The organism is Neorhizobium populisoli (assembly GCF_019430945.1).
GTDB classification, from domain to species: domain Bacteria; phylum Pseudomonadota; class Alphaproteobacteria; order Rhizobiales; family Rhizobiaceae; genus Neorhizobium; species Neorhizobium populisoli.
This window is the reverse complement of sequence record NZ_JAHYCB010000001.1, coordinates 250996-271134: the sequence shown is the minus strand read 5'-3', so window position 1 is coordinate 271134 and position 20139 is coordinate 250996. Positions and strand designations below refer to the sequence as shown.

At 60.7% G+C, this 20139-nt stretch carries 18 protein-coding genes; 15 read left to right on the top strand and 3 right to left on the bottom strand.

From position 1 onward, the window contains the following. Nucleotides 1–101 precede the first annotated feature (101 nt). From pyrH to lpxB, 11 genes are all read left to right on the top strand, one after another. Nucleotides 102–824, top strand: coding sequence for a UMP kinase (gene pyrH, locus KX729_RS01260; RefSeq protein ID WP_219740631.1), 723 nt, complete (start codon nucleotides 102–104; stop codon nucleotides 822–824). 87 nt (nucleotides 825–911) lie between these two features. Continuing rightward, on the top strand, nucleotides 912–1475 hold the full coding sequence (frr, locus tag KX729_RS01255) for a ribosome recycling factor (protein WP_219740630.1): 564 nt from the start codon (nucleotides 912–914) through the stop codon (nucleotides 1473–1475). Nucleotides 1476–1527: 52 nt separating this feature from the next. Continuing rightward, on the top strand, nucleotides 1528–2271 hold the full coding sequence (locus KX729_RS01250) for an isoprenyl transferase (protein ID WP_219740629.1): 744 nt from the start codon (nucleotides 1528–1530) through the stop codon (nucleotides 2269–2271). Next, nucleotides 2271–3104 (top strand): phosphatidate cytidylyltransferase, encoded by an 834-nt coding sequence (locus KX729_RS01245; RefSeq protein WP_219740628.1) that lies wholly within the window; start codon nucleotides 2271–2273, stop codon nucleotides 3102–3104. Before KX729_RS01250 ends, KX729_RS01245 begins: the two co-directional genes overlap by 1 nt. 39 nt (nucleotides 3105–3143) lie before the next feature. Continuing rightward, on the top strand, nucleotides 3144–4265 hold the full coding sequence (gene rseP, locus KX729_RS01240) for an RIP metalloprotease RseP (RefSeq protein WP_219740627.1): 1122 nt from the start codon (nucleotides 3144–3146) through the stop codon (nucleotides 4263–4265). Nucleotides 4266–4461: 196 nt separating this feature from the next. After that, complete coding sequence (gene bamA, locus KX729_RS01235) at nucleotides 4462–6846, top strand: outer membrane protein assembly factor BamA (protein ID WP_219740626.1); 2385 nt, start codon at nucleotides 4462–4464, stop codon at nucleotides 6844–6846. Between the two features lie 51 nt (nucleotides 6847–6897). Then, nucleotides 6898–7965 carry a UDP-3-O-(3-hydroxymyristoyl)glucosamine N-acyltransferase gene (gene lpxD / locus KX729_RS01230; protein ID WP_219740625.1) on the top strand — a complete coding sequence of 356 codons (1068 nt, stop codon included), beginning with the start codon at nucleotides 6898–6900 and terminating at the stop codon, nucleotides 7963–7965. Continuing rightward, a complete protein-coding gene (gene fabZ / locus KX729_RS01225) occupies nucleotides 7958–8422 on the top strand; it encodes a 3-hydroxyacyl-ACP dehydratase FabZ (protein ID WP_219740624.1) in 465 nt (154 codons plus the stop codon). Before lpxD ends, fabZ begins: the two co-directional genes overlap by 8 nt. Beyond that, nucleotides 8419–9234 carry an acyl-ACP--UDP-N-acetylglucosamine O-acyltransferase gene (lpxA, locus tag KX729_RS01220; RefSeq protein ID WP_219740623.1) on the top strand — a complete coding sequence of 272 codons (816 nt, stop codon included), beginning with the start codon at nucleotides 8419–8421 and terminating at the stop codon, nucleotides 9232–9234. Before fabZ ends, lpxA begins: the two co-directional genes overlap by 4 nt. Nucleotides 9235–9239: 5 nt before the next feature. After that, nucleotides 9240–10157, top strand: coding sequence for an LpxI family protein (locus KX729_RS01215; protein WP_219740622.1), 918 nt, complete (start codon nucleotides 9240–9242; stop codon nucleotides 10155–10157). Continuing rightward, nucleotides 10142–11311 carry a lipid-A-disaccharide synthase gene (lpxB, locus tag KX729_RS01210; protein ID WP_219740621.1) on the top strand — a complete coding sequence of 390 codons (1170 nt, stop codon included), beginning with the start codon at nucleotides 10142–10144 and terminating at the stop codon, nucleotides 11309–11311. Before KX729_RS01215 ends, lpxB begins: the two co-directional genes overlap by 16 nt. Here the strand turns inward: lpxB and KX729_RS01205 are convergent. Both KX729_RS01205 and gltA read right to left on the bottom strand, forming a co-directional pair. Next, entirely contained in the window at nucleotides 11282–11866 is a 585-nt protein-coding gene (locus KX729_RS01205; protein ID WP_219740620.1) for a hypothetical protein, read from the bottom strand. The genes lpxB and KX729_RS01205 overlap by 30 nt on opposite strands. A gap of 107 nt (nucleotides 11867–11973) precedes the next feature. Continuing rightward, entirely contained in the window at nucleotides 11974–13263 is a 1290-nt protein-coding gene (gltA, locus tag KX729_RS01200; protein WP_219740619.1) for a citrate synthase, read from the bottom strand. A 457-nt stretch (nucleotides 13264–13720) separates the two neighbouring features. Here gltA and KX729_RS01195 point away from each other — a divergent pair, with 457 nt between their 5' ends. Next, complete coding sequence (locus KX729_RS01195; protein WP_246617343.1) at nucleotides 13721–16045, top strand: ComEC/Rec2 family competence protein; 2325 nt, start codon at nucleotides 13721–13723, stop codon at nucleotides 16043–16045. On the opposite strand, the gene lexA is transcribed toward KX729_RS01195, so the two are convergent. Continuing rightward, nucleotides 16026–16745 (bottom strand): transcriptional repressor LexA, encoded by a 720-nt coding sequence (lexA, locus tag KX729_RS01190; RefSeq protein WP_219740617.1) that lies wholly within the window; start codon nucleotides 16743–16745, stop codon nucleotides 16026–16028. The two genes, KX729_RS01195 and lexA, sit on opposite strands and share 20 nt — an antisense overlap. Before the next feature lie 221 nt (nucleotides 16746–16966). Between lexA and KX729_RS01185 the strand changes: the two genes are divergently transcribed. From KX729_RS01185 to eno, 3 genes are all read left to right on the top strand, one after another. Further along, nucleotides 16967–17839 (top strand): VOC family protein, encoded by an 873-nt coding sequence (locus KX729_RS01185; RefSeq protein WP_219740616.1) that lies wholly within the window; start codon nucleotides 16967–16969, stop codon nucleotides 17837–17839. A 4-nt stretch (nucleotides 17840–17843) separates the two neighbouring features. Further along, nucleotides 17844–18692, top strand: coding sequence for a 3-deoxy-8-phosphooctulonate synthase (gene kdsA, locus KX729_RS01180; RefSeq protein ID WP_219740615.1), 849 nt, complete (start codon nucleotides 17844–17846; stop codon nucleotides 18690–18692). A 129-nt stretch (nucleotides 18693–18821) separates the two neighbouring features. Beyond that, nucleotides 18822–20096, top strand: coding sequence for a phosphopyruvate hydratase (gene eno, locus KX729_RS01175; protein ID WP_219740614.1), 1275 nt, complete (start codon nucleotides 18822–18824; stop codon nucleotides 20094–20096). The last annotated feature ends 43 nt before the right edge of the window (nucleotides 20097–20139 follow it).

The window sequence follows — 20139 nt, the reverse complement described above, 5'->3', positions numbered from 1 at the left end:
GCGATTAAAAAGCCGAAGGGCACCGGGTGACAAGCCGGTGCCCTTCGTGTATCCGCAAGCCGTTTGGCGTCCGTAAGCCGTATTGAATTCAAGGAGCTCCCATGTCGCCTCAGCCTCTCTACAAGCGCGTTCTGCTCAAGGCCTCCGGTGAAGCTCTGATGGGCAGCCAGGGTTTCGGCATCGACGTCACCGTCGCTGACCGGATCGCCTCCGACATTGCCGAAGCGCGCTCCATGGGCGTTGACGTTGGCGTGGTCGTCGGCGGCGGCAACATTTTCCGCGGCGTCGCAGTGGCCTCCAAGGGCGGCGACCGCGTCACCGGCGACCATATGGGCATGCTCGGCACCGTCATCAACGCACTGGCGCTGGCGACCTCGTTGCGCAAGCTCAGCATCGATACGGTCGTCCTCTCGGCCATCTCCATGCCGGAAATCTGCGAAAGCTTCTCGCAGCGCCAGGCGCTGCATCATCTGGCGCAGGGCAGGGTGGTGATCTTCGCTGGCGGCACCGGCAATCCGTTCTTCACCACCGATTCGGCTGCAGCACTGCGCGCTGCCGAAATCGGCGCCGAGGCGATCTTCAAGGGCACCCAGGTGGACGGCATCTACTCCGCCGACCCGAAGAAGGAACCGAACGCCACCCGTTTCGACACGCTCACCCATAGCGAAGTGCTGGAAAAAGGCCTTGCCGTCATGGACGTGGCCGCCGTTGCGCTCGCCCGCGAAAACACCATTCCGATCATCGTTTTCTCGATCCACGAGAAGGGCGGTTTCGCGCAAATCTTGACCGGCGGCGGTCGCAAGACCATCGTAACGGACAATTGAGACGCGACCTGGATCGCAGCGAAACGCGATTACGATGGCAGTGAAACGCGAGCACGATCGCAAGAACAACAATACGGGAGTTTTCCGATGAGCAGCAAAGCACCAGATCTCAACGACATCAAGCGCCGCATGGAAGGCGCTGTCTCCGCCTTCAAGAGCGACATTGCATCGCTGCGCACCGGCCGCGCTTCTGCAAACGTCCTCGACCCGGTCATGGTCGAAGCCTATGGTTCGCGCGTACCACTGAACCAGGTTGCCAACATCACCGTTCCCGAGCCGCGCATGCTGTCGGTTTCCGTCTGGGACAAGGCGATGGTGCGTGCCGTCGATACGGGCATTCGCGAATCGAATCTCGGCCTCAATCCGATCATGGACGGCCAGAACCTGCGCATCCCGCTGCCTGAGCTCAACGAGGAGCGCCGCAAGTCGCTGGTCAAGGTTGCGCATGATTATGCCGAAAAAGCCAAGGTTGCCGCCCGCCACGTGCGTCGTGACGCCATGGACGGCCTGAAAAAAGCCGAAAAAGACGGCGTAATCGGTCAGGACGAGAGCCGCTCGCAATCGGACAAAGTGCAGAAGATGACGGATGATACGATTTCCGAAGTCGACCGCTTGCTTGCGGACAAAGAAAAGGAAATCATGCAGGTCTAATACGACGCATTTGCTTGCGTTTGATTTGGCCGCCAAAGGAACTGCATAAAATATGGCGAACCCCGAACTTGCGATCATCCCTCAACACGTTGCGATCATTATGGATGGCAACGGACGCTGGGCTAACAAGCGCGGGCTCCCCCGTACGATCGGCCATACAAAGGGTGTCGAAGCGGTTCGCGAGACTGTGAAGGCTGCAGGTGATGCCGGCGTCAGGTATCTGACGCTGTTTGCTTTTTCCTCGGAGAACTGGACGCGTCCGGAAGCGGAAGTCCACGATCTCCTTGGTCTTCTGCGCCGCTTCATCCGCCGCGACCTGGCTGAACTTCACCGCGAGAACATCCGCATCCGGGTGATCGGCGAGCGCGAAAACCTGCGCGGCGATATCCTGCCGCTTCTGCTCGAAGCAGAGGATACGACAAGACACAATACCGGCCTGACGCTGGTCATCGCCTTCAATTACGGCGCCCGCAACGAGATCGCCCGCGCTTTTGCCAAGCTTGCCCGCGATATCGAATCGGGGGCGCTGAAGGCGTCGGATATCGACGTGGACAGCATCAGCCGCAGCCTGGACACGGCCGGCATTCCCGATCCCGACCTCATCATCCGCACCAGCGGCGAAGAGCGGCTGTCGAACTTCCTGCTCTGGCAGGCAGCCTATTCCGAGCTCGTTTTCCTGCCGGATTACTGGCCGGATTTCGACCGTAATCTCTTCTTCGAAGCGCTGAAGATCTTTGCCTCGCGTGATCGCCGGTTTGGTGGCCTGTCGAACAAGACCGCTGCGGTGGGCGGCTGATGAGCCCGGAGCTCAAACGGCGCATCCTCTCAGCCATCGTGCTCGCCATCGTCGTGCTGGCCGCAACCTGGTATGGCGGTTTCTGGTTCGAGGTCGTTGCCGCCCTGATGGGCGTTTTGATCTATTACGAATGGTCAACGATTACCCGTCTCGCGGAGCGGAATTTCCGCTCCAATGCCTTCGGCTGGCTGACCGTTGTTCTGATCGCCGCCGATATCGCTTTCGGTGACGGTACCTATGCCATTCCCCTGCTGGGTGGAGCTACGATCACCGCGATCTTGTTCGCTCTGTTGGGCTGGGCCAACTGGTGGCTGCCCGGCGGGATCTTTTATGCCGGCCTCAGCGCCACCTCGCTTGCCGCGATCCGCGGTGAGGATCAGGCCGGTTTCGTCGCCACGCTTTTCATCTTCGCGGTGGTGTGGGCGACGGACATCCTTGCCTATTTCGTCGGCCGCGCCCTGAAAGGGCCAAAACTTGCGCCGAGAATCTCTCCCGGCAAGACATGGTCGGGCGCGATCGGCGGTACGGTCTCCGGCGTGATAGCGAGTTCGCTGCTGACATTGGGCGTGTTTTCGCGGTTGTCGATCTGGACCGTGGCAATCGCTTTTGTGCTGTCGGTTGCAAGCCAGATCGGCGATCTTTTCGAATCCTTCATCAAGCGCCGGTTCGGCGTGAAGGATTCAAGCCGTCTCATTCCGGGACATGGCGGCGTGATGGACCGTGTCGACGGCCTCGTTTTTGCCTGTTTCGCGGCGTTTTTGCTGACGCTTGCCTATACGGCCTCCACAGGCCATGCTGAGATTTCGGTTGCACGCTTCCTGTTCGGATTCTGAGGCCCTTGCGACCGAGCGAATTTTGAAACGGAAACCTTGATGGCCATAATCAGCTTCTTAACGGGCTACATCATCCCCTTCATCCTTGTCCTGTCGCTGCTCGTCTTCGTGCACGAGATGGGACATTACCTCGTCGGTCGCTGGAGCGGTATTCGCGTCACCGCCTTTTCGGTCGGCTTCGGTCCCGAACTAGTGGGGGTGACGGATAGCCACGGCACGCGCTGGAAACTCTCCGCGATCCCGCTCGGCGGCTATGTAAAGTTCTACGGCGACGACGACGTGGCCAGCATGCCGGATGCGAGCGGCCTGCAAGGCATGAGCGAAGATGAGAAGGCGCAGACACTGGCCGGTGCCAAGCTCTGGAAGCGGGCAGCCACCGTCGCGGCCGGGCCGATCGCCAACTTCATCCTCGCCATCGCTATCTTTGCCGTGCTTTTCAGCGTCTACGGTAAGGTCGTGGCTGATCCGGTCGTTGCCGAGGTGCAGCCGAACAGCGCTGCCCAGGCAGCCGGCGTGCAGCCGGGCGACCGGCTGGTCGCCCTCGACGGCTCGAAGATCTACACCTTCGACGATGTTCGCCGTTACGTCAGCATCCGGCCCGAAACGCAGATCATCGTGACCGTCGAGCGCGACGGCAAGGATCTCGATCTGCCCATGGTTCCGAAGCGTACCGAGATCACCGACCAGTTCGGCAACAAGGTCGAACTCGGCCTGATCGGCATCGTCACCAACGAACAGCGCGGCAATTTCCGGGTCGAAACCTTCTCGCCGGTCCAGGCCGTCGGGCAGGGCGTCATCGAGACCGGCCATATCATCACCGGCACGTTCCGCTATATCGGCAACCTCGTGACGGGCCGCATGAAGGCCGATCAGCTGGGTGGACCGGTGCGCGTCGCGCAGGCGTCTGGCCAGATGGCATCGCTCGGTTTTGCCGCGGTGGTACAGCTTGCAGCCGTTCTATCTGTTTCTATTGGACTTCTTAATTTAATGCCGGTTCCGGTGCTGGACGGCGGCCATCTTGTGTTTTATGCAATCGAGGCCGTTCGCGGCAAACCACTGGGGGCAGGGGCGCAGGAAATCGCTTTCCGGATCGGTCTGGCCATGGTGTTAAGCTTGATGGTTTTCGCGACCTTCAATGACATAAGCAATCTGATCGGGTAACGGGGCTCAAGTGCCGGAATAAACTGTTTATTCACCATAATTCGAAGAGTGCGTGGCGATTGGGCCACGCCTTCAAAGGAAGTAAACAGAAATTAACGCGATCGCTTGCTTGTAGGGCAAAAGAAGGTAAAACGACACACGTGGCCGGAGTCGGGGGCTACCCGCCGAGGGACAACGGGAAAAGGTAAGAATTGAAATGAAGGCTGGTTCAAAGTTTTTGAACGCAGTGTCGGCGTTTGCGCTGTCTGCTAGTGTTGTGACTTCAGGCGCAGGTGTACTGGTACTTGCTTCCGCCCTTTCTGCCGAAGCTGCGGTTATCCGCAGCGTGCAGGTCCGCGGCGCTCAGCGGACCGGCGATGCAGCCGTTCGTTCCAACCTGACGATTCGTCCAGGTGTCAATTTTTCCAATGGCGACATCGACGAGTCCGTCCGTAAGCTTTATGCCACGGGCTATTTCTCGGACGTCAAGATTGCCGTTTCCGGCAGCACGCTCGTCGTAACGGTCAATGAAAACCAGCTGGTCAACCAGGTCGTTTTCAACGGCAACCGCAAGATTACCGACGACAAGCTCGAGCAGGCCGTTCAGACGCAGCCGCTCAGCCCTTACAGCCAGAATACGATCAATTCCGATATCGAGCGTATCCGCCAGGCCTATTCTGCGATTGGCCGTAGCGACGTGCAGGTCACGACGCAGACTGCGCCGGTCGGCCAGGGTCGCGTGAACCTCGCTTTCGTTATCAATGAAGGCGACCGCACCAAGATCGCCGATATCACCTTCACGGGTAACAAGGCCTATGGCGAAGGTCGCCTCAAGGCTGTCATCCTCACCAAGGAATCCGGCCCGCTGTCCTTCCTGACCCGCAAGGACATCTACAGCGACGCCAAGCTGCGCGCCGACGAAGAAGCGCTGCGCCAGTTCTACTACAATCACGGCTATCCGGATTTCCGCGTCATCTCTTCGAATGCGGTTCTGGACGAGGCAAGCAACCAGTACAATATCACGTTCACTGTCGAAGAAGGCCAGCGCTACGAATACGGCGCCGTTAACGTCGATTCGACGATCCAGGGTGTCAGTGGCGCCGATCTTCAGGGTCTGGTTCAGACTCGCCAGGGCAATACCTACGATTCGCGTGAAATCCAGAAGAGCATGGAGGCGATCTCCAAGCGCGTTGCTGCTGCCGGTTATCCTTTTGCTCGCGTAACGCCGCGCGGCGACCGTAACATGGGCAACAATACGATCGGCGTTTCCTACGTGGTCGATCAGGGCGAACGCGCTTATGTCGAGCGCATCGAAGTGCGCGGCAACACCCGCACGCGCGACTACGTCATTCGCCGCGAATTCGATTTCAGCGAAGGCGACGCCTTCAACCAGGAAATGATCTCGCGCGCCAAGCGTCGCCTTGAGGCTCTCGGTTATTTCACGACCGTCAATATCTCGACAGCGCAGGGTTCGTCACCGGACCGTGTCGTCGTTGTTGTTGACGTCGAAGACCAGTCGACCGGTTCGTTTGGTATCGGTGCCGGTTACTCGCCGGGCGATAACGGCAACGGTCTGATGCTCGAAGCGTCGATCGAAGAAAAGAACTTCCTCGGCCGCGGCCAGTACATCCGTGTTGCCGTCGGTGGTGGTCTGGACGATTCGCGCACCTACAACATCTCGTTCACCGAGCCTTATTTCCTCGGCTATCGTCTCGCAGCCGGTTTCGACCTCTTCAAGAGCCAGACCTCTTCGAACGACTATTACAAGTATGAGGAACAGGGTGTCACGCTGCGCGTCACCGCGCCGATCACCGACAATCTGGCGACCACGTTCCGCTACACCTACAAGCAGATCAAGTACAAGAACGATGGGGCATTCGGTGCCGATAGTCTTCCGTTTACGGCAGACGACCGGCTGTCCTATCCTTACATTGACATGATCAACCAGGAAGACTTCGTATCTTCGTCGGTATCGCAGACGCTGACCTACAACACGCTCGACAGCCAGACGCTGCCGCGTGACGGTATCTATGCGACAGTTACGCACGAATACGCGGGCCTCGGTGGCGATTCCGATTTCTACAAGATTTCCGGTCGTGCCCGTTACTTCCACACGCTCTCGACCGAAGCCGATCTGATCGGTTCGCTGGCTGTTGGTGCAGGCCATGTCGTTTCGACGGGCGATGATCTGCACGTCTACGATCAGTTCATTATCGGTGGCCGTCAGATTCGCGGCTTCAAGAACAACGGTATCGGCCCGCGCGCCGTCAAGTCTGGTTCGGCGCAGGAAGGTGATGGTCTCGGCGGTACGACCTACTTCACTGCTTCGGCTGAAGTATCGATGCCGATGCCGGCTTTCCCGGAAGACTTCGGTCTTCGTCTGGCAGCCTTTGCCGATGCCGGCACGCTTTACGGCAACGACGTGAATATGGGCACTTCGACCGCTCAGGGCACCGGCATGTCGTGGCGCGCGTCTGTCGGCGCGGGCATTATGTGGGCCTCGCCGTTCGGCAACCTTCGCGTCGACTACGCCAAGCCTATCCTCAAGGAAGACTTCGACGAGGTTCAGGAATTCCGGTTCAGCATGGCGAACCAGTTCTGATCGTTTCAGCCCGCTTCGGCGGGCTGAAATTTATGCCGGAGTTGTGGCCTGATGGACGCCAACGAATTTTTTCCGCCCCATCACGGTGTGAGCCTGCGTGAGCTGGCCATCCGTCTTGGGGCCGAACTACTTGATGAAAGCGCCGGCGACCGGTCGATCCGTTCGATCGCTCCGGTCGGTCGCGCCGTCGAAGGACAGATCTGCTATATCATGTCCCGCAAGAGCCGGGATGAGCTGGAAACCTGTCGCGCTTCCGCAATTCTTTGCGATGCGTCGATCCGTTCGATCGTTCCGGATCATATCCCCGTTCTGCTTTGCAAGGCGCCGATGACGGCGTTTGCGGTCGCGGGCGCCATTCTGCATCCCAAGGCAATGCGTCCGACGCCGGTTACCTCGGCACCACCCGGTATTTCTCCTGCAGCCTATGTCGATCCAACCGCGAAGCTTGAGCCCGGCGTGGAGGTCGAACCCATGGCGGTTGTCGGGGCACGCGTCGAGATCGGCGCCGGCACCCGGATTGGCGCTGGCAGCGTGATCGGTGCGGACGTCAAGATTGGCCGCGACTGCACCGTGGCCTCGGGCGCCAGCGTGATTGCGGCCCTGATCGGCAACAATGTCATTATCCATAATGGCGCGCGGATCGGCCAGGATGGTTTCGGCAATGCGCCGGGTCCAAAAGGCATGCTGAAACTCGTCCAGATCGGCCGGGTGATCATCCAGGATAATGTCGAGATCGGTGCCAATACCACGATCGATCGTGGTGCGATGGATGATACGGTCATCGGCGAAGGCACCAAGATCGACAACCAGGTGCAAGTCGCGCACAATGTCCGCATCGGCCGCCATTGCGGCATCGCTGCGGGTGTGGGTATTGCCGGCTCGACCAGGATCGGTGATGGGGTGCTGATCGGCGGCGCGGCTGCGATCAACGGGCATATTTCGATCGGCGACGGGGTGCAACTCGCAGCCTTCAGTGGCGTTGTCGGTTCGGTGCCCGCCGGTGCTGTCTATGGAGGCATTCCGGCTCGGCCGATCAAGGATTTCCTCCGCGAGATGGCAGAAAAAATGGCACAATCGGATGAGCGGGCAAAGCGTAAAGGAGAGAAGAACAATGACTGATGAGACCAAGCCGGAGCTCGGCGCGGCCGACATTCAGGAAATCATGAAGCTGCTGCCTCATCGTTATCCGTTTCTTCTGGTCGACAAGATCATCGAGATCAATGGCGACCAGTCGGCGATCGGCATCAAGAACGTGACTGCCAGCGAACCACATTTTGCCGGCCATTTTCCGGAACGGCCGATCATGCCGGGTGTTCTGCTGGTCGAGGGGATGGCCCAGACGGCTGGTGCGATCTGTGCCCGCAAGGAAGGCGAAGGCGGTTATCTCGTCTATTTCATGACGATCGACAACGCCCGTTTCCGCAAGCCGGTCGTGCCGGGAGATCGCGTTGAATATCACGTGGTCAAGCAGAAGCAGCGCGGCAATATCTGGAAATTCCATTGCGACGCCAAGGTGGATGGCGTTCTTGTCGCCGAAGCCGATATCGGCGCGATGATGCGTAAGGGCGAGGAATGAGCAGGATCGCTGCCACAGCACGCATCCACCCGATGGCCGTGGTGGAAGATGGCGCCGTAATCGGTGAGAACGTGGTCGTTGGCCCGTTCTCGCATGTCGGCCCGCATGTCGTGCTGAAGGACGGCGTTGAACTCGTGTCCCATGCCGTCGTAACCGGCAATACCGAGATCGGCCGCAATAGCCGGATCTTCCCAATGGCGGTTATTGGCGGTGCCTCGCAGAGCCTTCACGAGGCTGGCGCTGGCTCGTCTCTGACGGTTGGCGACAATTGCACGATGCGCGAAGGCGTGACGATGAATTGCGGCACGGTCGGCGGCGGCGGCAAGACGGTGGTCGGCGACAACTGCCTCTTCCTGGCCAATTCGCATGTCGCACACGATTGCCAGCTCGGCAGCGATATCATCATGTCGAACAATGTCATGCTGGCCGGCCATGTGCATGTCGCCGATCGCGCCATTTTGGGCGGCGGCTGCGCGGTGCACCAGTTCACCCGCATCGGCCGGCAGGCATTTATCGGCGGTCTGACGGCCGTCAACTACGACGTGATCCCGTATGGCATGCTGAACGGCAATCCGGGCGTCCTCGGCGGCCTCAATGTCGTCGGCATGACCCGCGCCGGTATCGAGCGCTCGACCATCCACATCGTTCGCCGCGCCTTCAAGGCGATCTTCGAAGGCGAAGGCAATGTCCGCAACAACGCCGCCGCCGTTCGCGACGAATATGCCGATTGCAAGGAAGCGATGGAAATCCTCGATTTCATCGCTGCCGACAGCGATCGCGCGCTTTCGTCGCCTTTCCGCGGCAAGGGTTGATCTGCATGTCCGGCTCTTCGCCCGGTCACCGTGACGCGCTGAAGGGCCGGCTGGCGATCATCGCGGGAAGAGGTTTCCTCCCCCGACATCTGGCCGAGGCGGCGCGGGCGGCCGGTGAAAATCCGCTGGTCATATTGCTCCGCAACGAGGCGGAAGAGCGTTTCGAGAGTTTCGACGCAGTTCCTATGGGCATCGCCGACATGGCGGCGTTCAGCAATATCCTGAAGACCTACGGCATAGACCGGGTTGTGTTATCCGGTGGCGTCAAACGCCGGCCGGATTGGCGCGACATTCGTCCCACATGGAAGACGTTGCGTACCGTCCCGAAGATCGTTCGGGCACTGGTCGCGGGCGGCGACGATGCGTTGCTGCAAGTGGCGATCGGCGTCATGGAAGCGCAAGGCTGCCGCGTCATCGGCGCGCATGAGATCGCACCGGGGCTGCTCGCAAAGGCCGGGTCGCTCGGCGCGCACGCCGCTTCCGATGACGACCTGCGCGACATCGCCAAAGCCTCCGAAGCCGCGCGCCGGCTCGGCGAACTCGATATTGGCCAGGGCGCCGTCAGCGTCGGTGGACGGGTCGTGGCTCTGGAAGGCGTCGAAGGCACGGACAGCATGCTGGAACGTGTCGCCGCCCTGCGCGCCGAAGGCCGCATTTCGCAGCGCCGCAAGGGTGTGATCGTCAAGTTATGCAAACCGCAGCAGGATATGCGCGCGGATCTGCCGACAATCGGTCCTTCCACGGTCGAGAATGCCGTCAGAGCCGGGCTCGCGGGGATTGCTGTCGAGGCAGGTCGCGCGCTTGTACTGGAAGAAGAGAAGGTCGTTGCTGCAGCGAATGCGGCCGGCATCTTCGTCTATGGCATTGATCCGGGCTTGAAAGACGGCCTGCGGCAGGAGGAGAGTTCATGGGCAAGTCTCTGACCATCGGTGTCATCGCGGGTGAAGTCTCCGGCGATCTCCTGGGCGGCGATCTGGTTGCCGCGCTCAAGGCGGCTCATGACGGCCCGGTGACGCTGGTCGGCGTCGGCGGCGATGCGCTGGAAAGCCAGGGCTTGGTTTCGCTGTTCGATTTCTCGGAATTGTCGATCATGGGTCTGACCCAGGTTCTGGCGCGCCTGCCGAACCTGATCCGCCGCATCAACCAGACCGCGGCCGCTATCATTGCCGCCAAGCCCGATGTGCTGATCATCATCGACAGCCCGGATTTCACCCATCGGGTGGCGAAGAAGGTGCGCGCCGCGCTGCCGGATCTGCCGATCGTCAACTACGTCTGCCCCAGTGTCTGGGCCTGGAAGGAATATCGCGCCAAGGCGATGCTCCCTTATGTTGATCACGTCCTTGCCGTCCTGCCATTTGAGCCGGAGGTCATGAAACGGCTGGGAGGGCCGGAAACGACCTTTGTCGGTCATCGACTGACCGACGATCGCGCGCTTTTGAAGGTACGCGGCATCCGCGCCGAGCGGCCGGTCAAAACGGCCGGCGACAAAAAGACGATCCTGCTCCTGCCGGGTTCGCGCGCTGCGGAGATCAAGTCGCTGTTGCCGGTCTTCGGCGAAGCAGCCCGGGAGTTCGTGGAGCGCAACGGCGAAACCCGTTTCCTGCTGCCGACCGTGCCCCGCCGCGAAAAACTGGTCCGTGAACTTGCGGCATCCCTGCCGATCACGCCGGAAATCACCATCGACGCGGACGGCAAATGGGCCGCCTTCGCTGAGGCGGATGCAGCGCTTGCGGCCTCCGGCACGGTGATTCTCGAACTGGCGCTGGCAACCGTGCCGGTCGTTTCCGCCTACAAAACCGATTGGCTGATCAAGCTTCTCGCCGGCCGTATCAAGACATGGACCGGCGCGCTGCCGAACCTGATCGCCGACTACGCGATCGTTCCGGAATATGTCAATGACGTGGTACGGCCGGGCAGCCTCTGCCGTTGGGCAGAGCGGCTGTCTACCGATACTGCGCAGCGGCGGGCGATGTTGGAAGGTTTCGATCTGACCTGGCAGCGGCTGCAGGTGCCCGTGCCTCCCGGTGAGGCGGCTGCGGGCGTGGTTTTAGGCCGGATTGCCGGTGGGCGCGGCTGAGGGAAAATCCCGTTCGATGAAGTCGAGAACCGGCTTGTCGTCCCATACCTGAACTTCGATGAAGCGATCCGTATCCACGTTCCGATCGGGGAACCCGAATTCCCGCACCACATCGACGATCTCCCGGAGCGTGAAGACACGGCCGTGATACGGCCTGCGCTCATGGGCATGTTTGTCCAGCGTTCCGAACGCGAAGCTCGCCATGCTATCGGGAAAGGTGAAGGTCAGGACGTCCGGCGGAAAGGCGTCGAGCGGCATGACCAGCGAGCAGGGCCGCTCGGGATCAGAATTGTCTGTGAAATCACCCAGAAAGAAGTAGATCGGCCTATGCCTCGGCGTTGGTCCGAGGAGATGTTTGCGCGCGTCGATCAGCCAGGCTTCGGTCTCGAATCTTCGCTGGAGGTAGTTCGCCTTGAGCGGCCGGCCGGTCGCGGCTCTTTGGCGTGACATCACCTTTTCGGCGTCGGCCAAGGGCAGATCGCAGACATTGGCGAGAAGGACGCCATCGGGATGGTGGTTATGCGTGATGATCTTCGGAAGCTCGAATACTGGCATGCCGTTGCTCCCGCTTTCGACGCCACCTATGGCTATTCCCAAACCAGCATAAACAAAAACCCGGCCATCGCTGACCGGGTTTCGGTGTTGATCGCGTTCGAAGCGGCTTAGCGCTTGGAAACCGGAACGTAATCGCGCTGAGCTTCGCCCGTGTAGAGCTGACGCGGGCGGCCGATACGCTGCTGCGGATCTTCGATCATTTCGGCCCACTGGGCGATCCAGCCGACGGTGCGGGCGAGGGCGAAGAGCACGGTGAACATGGTGGTGGGGAAACCCATCGCCTTCAGCGTGATGCCCGAATAGAAGTCGATGTTCGGGTAGAGCTTCTTTTCGATGAAGTATTCGTCGGTGAGCGCGATACGCTCCAACTCCATGGCGACCTGCAGAAGCGGATCGTCCTTGTGGCCGAGTTCGCCGAGAACTTCATGCGTGGTCTTCTGCATGATCTTGGCGCGCGGATCGTAGTTCTTGTAGACGCGGTGACCGAAGCCCATCAGACGGAACGGGTCGTTCTTGTCCTTGGCGCGGGCAATGTATTCCGGGATCTTATCGACTGTGCCGATTTCCTGCAGCATGTTGAGCGCTGCTTCGTTGGCGCCGCCATGGGCCGGGCCCCAGAGGCAGGCAATGCCGGCCGCGATGCAGGCAAACGGGTTGGCGCCCGAAGAGCCGGCCAGACGAACGGTCGAGGTCGAGGCGTTCTGCTCGTGGTCGGCATGCAGCGTGAAGATACGGTCCATTGCGCGGGCGAGAACCGGGTTCACCACATAGTCTTCGCACGGTACGGCAAAGCACATGCGCAGGAAGTTCGACGCGTAGTCGAGATTGTTCTGCGGGTAAACGAAGGGCTGGCCGATATGGTACTTGTAGGCCATGGCGGCGAGCGTCGGCATCTTGGCGATCATGCGCAGCGAAGCGACCATGCGCTGGTGCGGATCGGTGATGTCGGTCGAGTCGTGATAGAAGGCCGACAGCGCGCCGACGCAGCCGCACATGACGGCCATCGGATGGGCGTCGCGGCGGAAGCCGGTAAAGAAGCGGCTCATCTGCTCATGCACCATCGTGTGCATGGTGACGCGATGATCGAAGTCCTTCTTCTGCGCAGCGGTCGGCAGTTCGCCGTACAGCAGCAGATAGCAGGTTTCCAGGAAGTCGCCCTGTTCGGCAAGCTGCTCGATCGGATAACCGCGGTGCAGAAGAATGCCTTCGTCGCCGTCGATATAGGTGATCTTGGACTCGCAAGACGCCGTGGAGGTGAAGCCCGGGTCGTAGGTGAAGGTACCGGTATGCTTGTAGAGGGCACCGATGTCGACCACATCAGGGCCGATCGTGCCGGACTTGATAGCCAGGTCGACTTTCTTGTCACCGATTACCAGATTTGCGCTTTTATCCGTCATGCTGATCCTCCAACCTTTTGGCGGCGTGGCGCCCTAAAAGCGCCACAAGAATTAAGCGTCCCACACTTTGCTATATGATCCGTATGCTGATGCCAAGCTGTCGTGATGGCATTTTGTGCAGCGCGAAAAAAGTTTGGGCAGCCCTTGATGGTTTGATGTCCAACTTGCTGTTGCAAGCCTGGTTGACACTCATAGATTACTGAGTGTTCAGAAAGAGTTGACGCCGCATACAGAAGCGCGCAGGTTGCATTGCGGCGTGGGATCGCCGCAGGGCGGAGCGGGCATTTTCATGCGGGAGGATGATGCTTTTTCCGGAAGGGGGGAGGAAGGCGGGCTGATATCTGATCGGCCCGTATCGTCGCGCGACCGTTTAATATCCGACTCAGGCTCGAATCAAGATTTCGGCCAAATTTTGCCCGGACGGATTCCGCCTGCGGGGCGCCGCACGGAAGGCGGCATGTGCCGTCGGCTAGTGAGACGCGCCACGCGCTTGCGGCAAGGCATTCCGTCGATGCTGGCGGAAGAGGTCGCCTATGGGCACGGTTTTCTTTTTGTGCCGGTTTTGATCGGATCAGGAGCGACGTGCTGGTTCACGCTCGCCAAAGATCCGCCGTTCTGGCCTTATCTTGTTGCTTTTCTGGTCCTTTCGCTGACGGCGTTGATCAATCGCCACCACGCTGGCGTCCCGCGTCTTTTACCCTTCGGCATGGCGCTCTTCCTCGGCGGCATGATGCTTGCGGAATTCGAGACCTGGCGGCGCGGCACCGTGCTGATCGACTCTGCCGTGACGACCAATGTCACAGGCGTGGTCGAGCGCCGCGAAGTCGACGCGCGCGGCCGCTGGCGTTACCTGGTGCGGGTCGAAGGCACGACCGATCCGGAAATCCGCCGCCAGCCGCAGAAGGTGAGCCTGCTTGCGGCGGCCCGCCACGTTCCGGCGGAGCTCGGCGAGCGGCTGACGGGCAGGGCGCGGCTGTCGCCCCCCTCCGGACCGGCATTGCCGGGTCTGAACGATTTCGGGTTCTCGGCCTTTTACGACGGCATCGGCGCCGTCGGCTTCTTTTATGGGGCGCCCAAGAAAGAGACCGGTCCGGTCTCGTCTACAGGCCTGATTGCAGCGATCGAAAGGCAGCTTTTCGCTCTGCGAAGCGAGATCGGCAATCGCATCCGCGCGACCGTACCGGGTGACGCGGGCGCTTTCGCGGCGGCGATCGTCACCGATGAGAGACGCGCCATTTCCGAAGAAACGACGGAGGCGCTTCGGCTGGCCGGCCTTGCCCATATCATCGCCATTTCCGGGCTGAACATGGCGCTTGCCGCAGGCATCTTCTTTGTCGGCGTCCGCACCGTCCTATCGCTGTTTACCGGCTTTGCCCAGGCTTATCCGATCAAGAAGATCGCTGCCTTCGGCGCACTCCTGATGGTGACCGCCTATTATCTGATTTCGGGTTTCGGCGTGTCTGCCGAACGCGCCTATATCATGATGGCCGTGCTGCTCGTCGCGGTCTTGTTCGACCGGCCATCAATCAGCCTGCGCAACGTCGCAATCTCCGCGCTGATCATCATCGCCATGGCGCCGTCGGAAATCCTGGGGCCGAGCTTCCAGATGTCGTTCTCCGCCACCGTGGCGCTGGTGGCAGGGTATGCGCTCTGGAAAAGGCGGTCGGAGGGGCGCGATCCCGAGAAGCCTCTCTTTCGTCACCCTGCAGTGACGCCGGTATTGAGTTCATGGAACTTCGTTGCCGGCATCTTCGTAACGTCGCTGATCGGCGGCATCTCGACCGCGATGTTCTCCGTCGAGCATTTTCATCGTATCGCGACTTACGGGCTTGCCGCCAATCTGGCCGCCATGCCGGTCATCTCGTTCATCGTCATGCCGGCCGGGCTGGTGGGCATGTTGCTGATGCCTTTCGGTCTTGAAGGCCCTTTCCTCCAGCTGATGGGTTTCGGCCTCGAACTTGTCATCGATATCGCCAAGCACGTCGCCGGCTGGGGAGGCGATGTCGGCGTCGGCCGCCAGCATGCCTGGTTCCTGGTCCTCGCTGCTGCAGGCTTCCTGCTGCTGACGCTTCTCAGAACGAAACTCAGATTGGCGGGTGCCCCGTTCATCGCTCTGGCGTTTGTCCTGTCGTGGCAGGAACGCGATCGGCCTCTGCCGGAGCTTCTGATCTCCGAGGACGGTACGACCCTGGCACTGCTTGAAGGTGAGCGCGTACTGACCAACCGGACCAAGCCGCCGGATTTCATCTACGATCAGTGGCGAAGGGCGCTGATGATTGGCGATGCAGCCGGGCCGCAACTTGTGTCCACCGGGGCAGATCCTCTCCGGGTCAAACAGGATCGGCGTGCACCATTGACGCCGGCGGCGTTGAACGCCGCACGCGCGCAGATGGAAAAGATTTCGCCTGAGAAGTTCACCTGCCAGCCGCGCACCTGGTGCGCCATCGTTACGGAGAACGGTATCGTCGTCGCTGTCGTCGAAGATGGACGGTATGCGGGAATGGCCTGCGATGTCGCCCATCTGGTAGTCGCGCCGCGTGCCAGGTTCGACACCTGCCGTTCGGATGCGCTGATGGTCAACGGCAACATGCTTCGCCAGACGGGCGCACTCGAAATCACGCTTGGCGATACGTCCGACTTCCGCAAATGGCTGGTCCGGACAGCTCTCGCAGGCGAAGACCGCCCCTGGAACCGGCACCGTCATTACGACTGGCGAAGCCGGGCTTTCGATTCGGAACTACCCGAGGCCTTTAGGCTGATCCTCAGTGATAACGGCGGATAAGGCCGACCAGCTTGCCCTGGATCTTCACCCGGTCCGGCGGGAAGATGCGCGTTTCATAAGCCGGGTTTGCCGCTTCGAGAGCGATTGACGCACCGCGGCGGCGGAAGCGCTTCAGCGTAGCTTCCTCGTCATCGACCAGCGCCACGACGATATCGCCCGGATTGGCCGTGGTGCCGTTGCGGATCACCACCGTATCGCCGTCCAGAATGCCGGCCTCGATCATCGAATCGCCCTTGACCTCGAGCGCATAATGCTCACCGGAGCCGAGCATTTCGGCTGGTACAGCGATGTCATGTGTATTGTTCTGGATTGCCGAGATCGGCACGCCAGCGGCGATGCGGCCCATCACCGGGACGGTGGAGGAATTCGAATTCTCGGCAACGATCGGTGCCGGCTTCGGCGCAGGGGCCGGCTGCGGTTTGCCGAGGCCGCCCTCGATGACGCCCGGGGAGAAGCCACGGCGCGGCTGCAGGCTCGGTGTATAGGCTTCCGGCAGCTTGATGACTTCGAGTGCGCGCGCCCTGTTCGGCAGGCGGCGAATGAAGCCGCGTTCTTCGAGTGCGGTGATCAGGCGATGGATGCCGGACTTGGATGCGAGGTCCAGCGCATCCTTCATTTCGTCGAAGGAAGGCGGCACGCCGGATTCCTTCATGCGTTCGTGAATGAACAGAAGCAATTCCTGCTGTTTGCGCGTGAGCATGTTCGGCACCCTTGAGAGTCGGAAAACAAAATCCCGAGTCGGAAACAAATCCAGAACGGACCCTATATGTTCCATATGTGTTCCACAAGTCCCTAAATTTTCGTGAAGTATGATGATTTTTTCTTCATAGATCACTGTCAGATATCTTGCATCGCACCACTTGCGCGGCGCTCAGCTGCTGCCAATGTACTTTCGCGATTCCGCACAGTGGGGGCTTCCGCGTGAATGCAAGAACGATCGACCATCTCGTGCTGCCGGTGAAGGAACTGGCGGCGGCGCGTTCGCGGCTGTCCGACCTTGGTTTTACTGTCGCGCCGGATGCTTTCCATCCTTTCGGTACCGCCAATGCTTGCGTGTTCTTTGCCGATGGCAGCTACCTGGAGCCGCTGGCGGTGGCCAATCGCCGCCTTGCGGGACTGACCGCGAAACGCGGCAATGTTTTCACCACACGCGACATCGCGTTCCGCAAGGCGCGCAACCGGCAAGGCCTGTCGGCGATCGTTGCATCTTCCATCGACGCGACGGCCGATCATGCGCGATTCAGGATGCGCGGCATGTCAGCCGGTGAAATGCTGGAATTCTCGCGCAGCGTACCCATGCCGGACGGGTCGCAAACCGAGGCAAGCTTCCGCCTGGCCTTCGCAGGCGATGATCGCGCGCCCGACTTCTTCATGTTCGCCGTCGAACGGGTCAATCCGCTGCCGGCGGACCGCAGCGAGCTCGAGCGGCACGCCAATATGGTGACCGGCTTGAGTGAAATCATTCTGTCCGCCGAAGCACCGTCCGATTTTTCGCCGCTGGTCGAGCAGGTCATGCTCGGCAAGGCGGATCTCCTGCCGACCGGGCTGGAGCTTGTAGCCGGCAATGTTCGCATCCGCGTCCTGAACAATGACGAGCTGCAGACCGAGTTTACGCTCGGCTCTGCAATCGCCGATGTCGGGCTTATCGGCCGTGCGGTGATCTTCAAGACCGCTGATCTTGCCGTGACAGAGATAACCCTTGCTGCTAATGACGTCGCATTCGTCCGCAGGGAAGGCCGCGTTCTCGTGTCCGCCGCTGCCGGACAAGGTGTGTTGTTCGGCTTCGAGGAGTAGTCTTATGGAAGTTACTGCCAATTCGCGCGTCGTCGTGGGTGAGGGCGCTGGTCAGGTCGTGTTCGCGCAGAATGCCAAGCTGTCGCTGATCGCCGGCCCCTGCCAGATGGAAAGCCGCGACCATGCCTTCATGATGGCCGGTGCGCTCAAGGAACTGTGCGGAAAGCTCGGCATCGGGCTCGTCTACAAGTCCTCGTTCGACAAGGCGAACCGCACGTCGATTTCCGGCAAGCGCGGCATCGGCCTCGATCAGACCATGGAAATCTTCGCCGATCTCAAGAAGGAATTCGGTTTCCCGGTCCTGACCGACATCCACACGGAAGAGCAGTGCGCGATCGTCGCCGAAACGGTCGATATCCTGCAGATTCCGGCCTTCCTGTCCCGCCAGACCGACCTGCTTGTCGCCGCCGCCAATACGGGGCGCGTGATCAATGTCAAGAAGGGCCAGTTCCTGGCGCCTTGGGACATGAAGAACGTGCTCAGCAAGATCACCCAGAGCGGCAATCCGAATGTGCTCCTGTGCGAGCGAGGTGCTTCCTTCGGTTACAACACGCTCGTTTCCGACATGCGTTCGCTGCCGATCATGGCCTCCACCGGGGCGCCGGTGATCTTTGATGCCACCCATTCCGTGCAGCAGCCGGGCGGGCAGGGCGCGTCTTCAGGCGGTGACCGCACCATGGTGCCGGTTCTCGCCCGCGCGGCCGTCGCCGTCGGCGTCGCCGGCGTCTTCGTGGAAACCCATGAGGATCCGGACAACGCCCCGTCCGATGGCCCGAACATGGTTTATCTGAAGGACATGCCGCAGCTGCTTGAGAAGCTGCTGGCGCTGGATGCCATCGCGAAGGCCGCCTGATCGGTCTTCGGAAGCCGCGAAACGCGACTTGTGCCTGAAAATGGCTTGGATGTAATTCTCGTGTCACTGATTATGAGACATTTTCAGTGGCACATGCCGCCCACCTTATAGCAACCCAGGGAGAGACCCTTGACCGCCATCACCGATATCATCGCCCGCGAAATCCTCGACAGCCGCGGCAATCCGACCGTTGAGGTGGATGTCTATCTTGAAGACGGTTCCATGGGCCGCGCGGCCGTCCCGTCGGGCGCCTCCACCGGCGCACACGAAGCCGTCGAACTGCGTGACGGCGGCAAGCGTTACCTCGGCAAGGGCGTCGAGAAGGCCGTCGAAGCCGTCAACACAGAAATCTTCGATGCGATCGGCGGTTTCGATGCCGAAAGCCAGATCCATATCGACAAGACGATGATCGCGCTCGACGGCACGCCGAACAAGTCGCGCCTCGGCGCCAACGCCATCCTCGGCGTGTCGCTCGCCGTCGCCAAGGCTGCAGCCGAATCGGCCGGCCTGCCGCTTTATCGTTACGTCGGCGGCGCCGGCGCCCACGTCCTGCCAGTTCCGATGATGAACATCATCAACGGCGGCGCCCATGCCGACAACCCGATCGACTTCCAGGAGTTCATGATTCTCCCGGTCGGCGCCGAAACGCTGCGCGACGCCGTCCGCATCGGCTCGGAAATTTTCCATACGCTGAAGAAGGAACTGCATAACGGCGGTCACAACACCAACGTTGGCGACGAAGGCGGTTTTGCACCGAACCTCAAGAGCGCCCCGGAAGCCCTCGATTTCATCATGAAGTCGATCGAAAAGGCCGGCTACAAGCCGGGCGGCGACGTCTTCCTCGGTCTCGATTGCGCTTCGACCGAATTCTTCAAGGACGGCAAATACGTCATGGAAGGCGAAGGCCGCACGCTGGAGCCGGAAGCCATGGCTGAATACCTGGCCGAACTCGCTGCGAAATACCCGATCGCTTCGATCGAAGACGGCATGGCCGAAGACGATTGGGCCGGCTGGAAGTCGCTGACCGACAAGATCGGCGCCAAGGTTCAGCTCGTCGGCGACGACCTGTTCGTCACCAACTCGGCACGCCTGCGCGACGGCATCAAGCAGGGTGTCGCCAACTCCATCCTCGTCAAGGTCAACCAGATCGGCTCGCTGACGGAAACGCTCGACGCCGTCGAGACCGCCCACAAGGCTGCCTACACCGCCGTCATGTCGCACCGTTCGGGCGAAACCGAAGACTCGACGATCGCCGATCTCGCGGTCGCCACCAACTGCGGCCAGATCAAGACCGGCTCGCTGTCGCGCTCCGACCGCATGGCCAAGTACAACCAGCTGATCCGCATCGAAGAGATGCTGGGTCCGCAGGCGGCCTATGCCGGGACTTCGATCCTGAAGATCTGAGCTGCTTTGCCCCTCACCCTAACCCTCTCCCGTTTTGACGGGG

What these genes read in the sequence shown, in the direction of transcription:
- KX729_RS01195 (WP_246617343.1), top strand. Translation starts at nt 13,721, where the DNA reads ATGTGCCGTCGGCTAGTGAGACGCGCCACGCGCTTGCGGCAAGGCATT.
- fabZ (WP_219740624.1), top strand. Translation starts at nt 7,958, where the DNA reads ATGACTGATGAGACCAAGCCGGAGCTCGGCGCGGCCGACATTCAGGAA.
- lpxD (WP_219740625.1), top strand. Translation starts at nt 6,898, where the DNA reads ATGGACGCCAACGAATTTTTTCCGCCCCATCACGGTGTGAGCCTGCGT.
- KX729_RS01250 (WP_219740629.1), top strand. Translation starts at nt 1,528, where the DNA reads ATGGCGAACCCCGAACTTGCGATCATCCCTCAACACGTTGCGATCATT.
- lpxB (WP_219740621.1), top strand. Translation starts at nt 10,142, where the DNA reads ATGGGCAAGTCTCTGACCATCGGTGTCATCGCGGGTGAAGTCTCCGGC.
- lpxA (WP_219740623.1), top strand. Translation starts at nt 8,419, where the DNA reads ATGAGCAGGATCGCTGCCACAGCACGCATCCACCCGATGGCCGTGGTG.
- KX729_RS01245 (WP_219740628.1), top strand. Translation starts at nt 2,271, where the DNA reads ATGAGCCCGGAGCTCAAACGGCGCATCCTCTCAGCCATCGTGCTCGCC.
- bamA (WP_219740626.1), top strand. Translation starts at nt 4,462, where the DNA reads ATGAAGGCTGGTTCAAAGTTTTTGAACGCAGTGTCGGCGTTTGCGCTG.
- lexA (WP_219740617.1), bottom strand. Translation starts at nt 16,745, where the DNA reads ATGCTCACGCGCAAACAGCAGGAATTGCTTCTGTTCATTCACGAACGC.
- rseP (WP_219740627.1), top strand. Translation starts at nt 3,144, where the DNA reads ATGGCCATAATCAGCTTCTTAACGGGCTACATCATCCCCTTCATCCTT.
- pyrH (WP_219740631.1), top strand. Translation starts at nt 102, where the DNA reads ATGTCGCCTCAGCCTCTCTACAAGCGCGTTCTGCTCAAGGCCTCCGGT.
- KX729_RS01215 (WP_219740622.1), top strand. Translation starts at nt 9,240, where the DNA reads ATGTCCGGCTCTTCGCCCGGTCACCGTGACGCGCTGAAGGGCCGGCTG.
- KX729_RS01205 (WP_219740620.1), bottom strand. Translation starts at nt 11,866, where the DNA reads ATGCCAGTATTCGAGCTTCCGAAGATCATCACGCATAACCACCATCCC.
- frr (WP_219740630.1), top strand. Translation starts at nt 912, where the DNA reads ATGAGCAGCAAAGCACCAGATCTCAACGACATCAAGCGCCGCATGGAA.
- gltA (WP_219740619.1), bottom strand. Translation starts at nt 13,263, where the DNA reads ATGACGGATAAAAGCGCAAATCTGGTAATCGGTGACAAGAAAGTCGAC.
- kdsA (WP_219740615.1), top strand. Translation starts at nt 17,844, where the DNA reads ATGGAAGTTACTGCCAATTCGCGCGTCGTCGTGGGTGAGGGCGCTGGT.